Source organism: Roseitalea sp. (assembly GCF_984466335.1).
Map to the genome: position 1 here is coordinate 1 of NZ_CFIFWG010000201.1, position 4663 is coordinate 4663.

At 67.6% G+C, this 4663-nt stretch carries 4 protein-coding genes; 1 reads left to right on the forward strand and 3 read right to left on the reverse strand.

The window, feature by feature from the left end; translation table 11 throughout:
* Window positions 1-191 (forward strand): hypothetical protein (locus AC5E6L_RS14185; RefSeq protein ID WP_491774138.1); only part of this gene is annotated, 191 nt, incomplete at its 5' end.
* Here the strand turns inward: AC5E6L_RS14185 and pobA are convergent.
* The 3 genes from pobA to AC5E6L_RS14200 all read right to left on the reverse strand — a co-directional run bounded on the left by pobA (window position 188) and on the right by AC5E6L_RS14200 (window position 4618).
* On the reverse strand, window positions 188-1357 hold the full coding sequence (gene pobA / locus AC5E6L_RS14190) for a 4-hydroxybenzoate 3-monooxygenase (protein WP_491230752.1): 1170 nt from the start codon (window positions 1355-1357) through the stop codon (window positions 188-190). The genes AC5E6L_RS14185 and pobA overlap by 4 nt on opposite strands.
* 41 nt (window positions 1358-1398) lie before the next feature.
* A complete protein-coding gene (locus AC5E6L_RS14195) occupies window positions 1399-3096 on the reverse strand; it encodes a thiamine pyrophosphate-requiring protein (RefSeq protein ID WP_491230751.1) in 1698 nt (565 codons plus the stop codon).
* A 76-nt stretch (window positions 3097-3172) separates the two neighbouring features.
* Window positions 3173-4618, reverse strand: coding sequence for an aldehyde dehydrogenase family protein (locus AC5E6L_RS14200; RefSeq protein WP_491774141.1), 1446 nt, complete (start codon window positions 4616-4618; stop codon window positions 3173-3175).
* Window positions 4619-4663: the final 45 nt, after the last annotated feature.

Sequence of the window (4663 nt, forward strand, 5' to 3'; positions counted from 1 at the left end):
GACCAAGCGCGGGCGATGTGCGGCCATCATCTGATGTCAATGTGTTGCCGGCCTCCGGCTTGGACGTCTTTTCCGCCGGCGGCGTCGTCAAAAGCCTCGCGCGATCGTCGGATCGCGCCGCGGTGTTTTCCTCGCCGCGGCGAAAAATCCTGTCCATCAATCCGCTCCCATCCAAAGACAAACCGCTCTAATAGGGCAGTCCGATATAGTTTTCGGCGAGCGAGGTCTGGGCGACCTTGGAGCGTTCCAGATAATCGAGTTCGGTCTCGCGCATCCGGCGCGCGAAATCGTCCTCATCGTCGAAGCTGTGCAGCATGGTGGTCATCCACCATGAAAAGCGCGAGCATTTCCACACGCGGGCCAGCGCCTTGGCCGAATAGGCTTCGATGCCGGCATCGTCCTTTGCCTCGTAGCGGGCGATCAGCGCCTGCGACAGATAATGAACGTCCGAGGCGGCCAGATTGAGGCCCTTGGCACCGGTCGGCGGCACGATATGGGCGGCATCGCCGACCAGGAAGAGCCGGCCCCACCGCATCGGTTCGCAGATGAAGTTGCGCAGCGGCGCGATCGATTTCTCGATCGAGGCACCGGTCACCAGCTTGTCGGCGGCGGCATCCGGGATGCGCCGCTTCAACTCGTCCCAGAAGCGCGCATCGTCCCAGGCATCGAGCGGCTCGTCGACGGGCACCTGCACGTAGTAACGGCTCAGATTCTCGTTGCGCATCGAACAAAGGGCGAAGCCGCGCTCGTGCTGGGCGTAGATCAGTTCCTCGTCGACGGGCGGCGTCTCCGACAGGATGCCGAGCCAGCCGAACGGGTAGACCCGCTCGAACTCGCGGCGCACGCGAGCGGGAATCGTCCTGCGGCTGACGCCGTGATAGCCGTCGCATCCGGCCACATAGTCGCAGTCGATGCGACGCTCGCCGCCGTCATGCCGGTAGGTGACGAACGGGCGGTCCGTCTCCGCGTCATGGATGGCGATGTCCTCGGCTTCGTGGATGATGGAGGTTCCGGCGACGTCGTGCGCATCGTAGAGGTCGTGGGTGACCTCGGTTTGCCCATAGACCGTCACCGTGCTTGCGGTCAGTGCCTTGAAATCGATGCGGAAGGCGCGGCCATTGCTGGCGATCGCCGTCCCGTCGTGCACGAACCCCTGGCGGTCGAGCCTTTCGCCGACACCGGCCTTGCGCAGCAGGTCGCAGGTGTTGTTTTCGAGCACGCCGGCCCGGATCCGCGCCAGCACATAGGCGCGCGTGCGGCGCTCCAGGATCGTCACGTCGATGCCGGCGCGGTTGAGCAGCAGCCCCAGAAGCAACCCCGACGGGCCGCCCCCTATGATACACACCTGAACACGCATATTGTTCTGTCCCTTCGTTTGTTTCCTGTGCCGTTGGTCGATCAGTCCGGCCGCACGGCGACATCGACCAGAACCTGACGACGCTCCTTGCGGATCAGCGCCGCGGCTTGGCCGAACGTCTTTGCGAGGTGCTCGGCCTGGGCGACCCTGAACGTCGCGGCGCGGCTGGCGCGGGCGATCATGGCGTAATCCGGGCCTTTCGGGATCGCGACCATCGGCATCCGGTTCGCCCTGGCCGCCTCGCCCTCGGGAAAGACGGCCAATGTCGATGTCCGCACCGCATCCCAGGCATCGTTGTTGACGATCACCGTCATGATGGGCAGCTCGTTTGCCTCGGCGATCTGGTGGCAGGCCACGGGATTTGCGAACATGTAGGCGCCGTCGCCGACCACGCAGGCGACCAGCCGCGCGCGGTCGGCCAGTTGCGCGCCCAGCGCGGCCGGCATGGCCCAGCCCAGGCCGCCGGCCTGCGTGTTGCCGAAGAAACGGTTGCCCGCCGCAAGATCGAAATAGGGCGCCGGCGCGCCGCGTTCGCTGACGACGATGCCGTTGGCGCCCAGCACGTCCGACAGGCACTTTGCGACATAGGCCTTGGTGGGCGTTCCGGCGCTTCCCTCGGCCCAGGCGTTTTCGATCCCCCGGCGGAACGCGCGATGAAGCGCTGCGGTGCGATCGCCGAGCGGGCGTGGCGCGATGCGCGCGGCGATCGCCTCAAGCGCGCTCGCCGTGTCGCCGGCGATGGCGATGTCGGTCTTGTAGGACCGCACGGGCAGCCGCCGGAAAAGCGGATCGGCGCCGATATGGATGACGGTCGATTGCGGGCCGGGCCGCACCTTGCTTTCGATCCAGGCGACGGGCGTGTCGACGACGAGCACCACATCGGCGTCCGGCAGCGCTTTTGCCAGGGCCGGCCCGATCATCGCGGGGTGGCGCGACGGCATGACGTTGCGCGTGACGAACATCTCGGCGACCGGCGCGCCGTAGCGGCCGGCAAGCGTGGCCATTGCGTCGGCGACCCGGCCCTGCGGGTCGCCGCGCGAACAGATGATCAGGGGGGTTTGGGCTCCATCGAGCAGCGCGGCGACGCGGTCGATCTGCGCGGGGTCCGCCACCGCGGCGCGGGCCGGCGTCTGGATCGGCGCGCGCGGGACCGGCGCCGGTTCACACAGCGGCTCGCGCGGCAGCGACAGATAGATCGCGCCCTTGGGATCGGACATGGCAACCGAGTAGGCGCGGCTGACCAGATCGGCCGCCTGGTCGCCATATCGCAGTTCGTATTGCCATTTGACCACGTCGCGCACCATGCCGGCCTGATCGAACTGTTCCTGGCCGTACTGGATCGGCGAGACCCGCGCACCGGGCCGGTCATGCTCGGTCAGCGGCGTGCGGCCCGACAGCATCATCACCGGCACATCGTCCGAATGCGCGTTGATCAGCCCCATCACCGCATTGGCCAGGCCGACATTGACGTGCACCATGGCCGCCTGGGCGCGACCGGTCGCCAGAAAATAGCCGTGCGCCATGGCCACGGCGGCGTTTTCGTGGGCGACGGTGATGGTGTCCGGGATTGCCGTTGCGTCGCGTACGGCGGCCATGGCTTCGATGACGGGCGCGAAATCGCTCCCCGCATTGGCGAACAGATAGTCGACGCCGTTTGTCCGCAGGCTGCGCAGAAGTGCTTCGGCGCCCAGCATGGCAGCCTCGCCGGCGTTCGATCTCATGTCGGGATCGGCGTTCATGGGTTCACCGAACCGCCTTCGACGATCCGCGTCCGGCCGGTGACGACACGCATATCCTCCTCCAGGCGGTCCATCGTCAGCCCGTCGGCAGCCGACCGAACTCGGCATAGATGTGTTTGGTCTCCATGAAATCGGCGAGGCCTGCAAGGCCGTGCAGCCGCCCCATTCCGCTTTCGCGATAGCCGCCGGTTTCGGCCTCGGCGCACAGCCGGTTGTGGCAGTTGATCCACACCGTCCCCGATTTCAGCGCGCGCGCCATCCGCCGTGCCCGCGCGTGCCCGGCGGTGTGAACGCTGGCCGCCAGCCCATAGCGCGTGGCATTGGCCGAGACGACCGCCTCCTCCTCGCAGCTAAAGCGCTCGACGATGCCGATTGGCGCAAAGAGCTCGTCCCGCACCAGCCGGTGCGCGCGATCCTCGATGTGATAGAGCCCGGCCGAAACGACATTGCCCATCGGATGGCCGGGCTGAACGGCGCCGTCGAGCAGCGTGTCGCCCGCCTGTCGCGCCGCGGCCGCGTTCAGTTCGTAGCGTTCGACCGAGGGCGCATCGAACAGCGGCCCCATCTGCATGCCCCCATCCATCGGGTCGCCCGCCGTCACCGCGCGCGCGGCCTCGACCAGCTTGGGCACGAAGCGGTCCCAGGCAGCCTCCTCGACCAGGATGCGCGCGACGGCGGTGCACATCTGGCCCGAATGGGCGATCAGCCCGCCGGTGATCTCGCGGGCGGCGGTGTCCATATCGGCATCGGCAAAGACCAGCGCCGGCGCCTTGCCGCCCAGTTCGAGACCGAGCCTTTTGAGGGTCGGGGCGGCGCCGGCCATGATCGCCTTGCCGGTGCCGCTGGAGCCGGTGAAGGAGACGACATCGACGTCCGCGTGCGTGCAGAGCGCCTGGCTGACGGCGAGGTCGCCATGCACCATGTTGACGACGCCGGCGGGCAGGGAAGGGCAGGCGGCAAGACATTCCGCATAGATGCGGTTGACCGTGCTCGTCTGGTGCGCGCCCTTGAGGACAATCGTGCAGCCGGCGGCGAGTGCCGGTCCCAGCGCGCGCAGCAGCAATGTCGAGGGCGCGTTCCACGGCACGATGATGGCGGCGACGCCGATCGCTTCCCGGGCAAGGATCGATTGCCTGCCCTCGTCGATTTCGGTGACGCGACCGAAAATGGCGCGGGCGAGACCGGCATAATAGCGCGCTTCGCTGGCGGCGGCCTCGGTCTCGTGCAGGCAATGGGCCAGCACTTTGCCGTTTTCGGCCGCGATATGACGGGCGATCTCATCGCGCCGCGTTTCGATCCGGTCCGCCAGTTCAAGGAGCGCCTGGGCGCGCTGGCGCGGCCGGTGCGCCCAGGGCGACCGTTCAAAGGCACGGCGCGCGACCGCGATCGCCGTTTCGGCGGTCGCGGCCGCGCCCAGATGGAACCGGCCGTGCACGGCGCCGGTATAGACGGCGCGCGTCGCCTCGACGGGACCGTCGTCGGCCCATGCGCCGTCGATCAGATGCCGTGCGGCCGCGCTCATTGGCGCGTGTCCCCATAAAAACCCCAATAGACAGGTTGGAATGGA

Excerpts from the sequence above, each read along its gene's own strand:
- pobA (WP_491230752.1), bottom strand. The coding sequence starts at position 1,357 with ATGCGTGTTCAGGTGTGTATCATAGGGGGCGGCCCGTCGGGGTTGCTT.
- AC5E6L_RS14195 (WP_491230751.1), bottom strand. The coding sequence starts at position 3,096 with ATGAACGCCGATCCCGACATGAGATCGAACGCCGGCGAGGCTGCCATG.
- AC5E6L_RS14200 (WP_491774141.1), bottom strand. The coding sequence starts at position 4,618 with ATGAGCGCGGCCGCACGGCATCTGATCGACGGCGCATGGGCCGACGAC.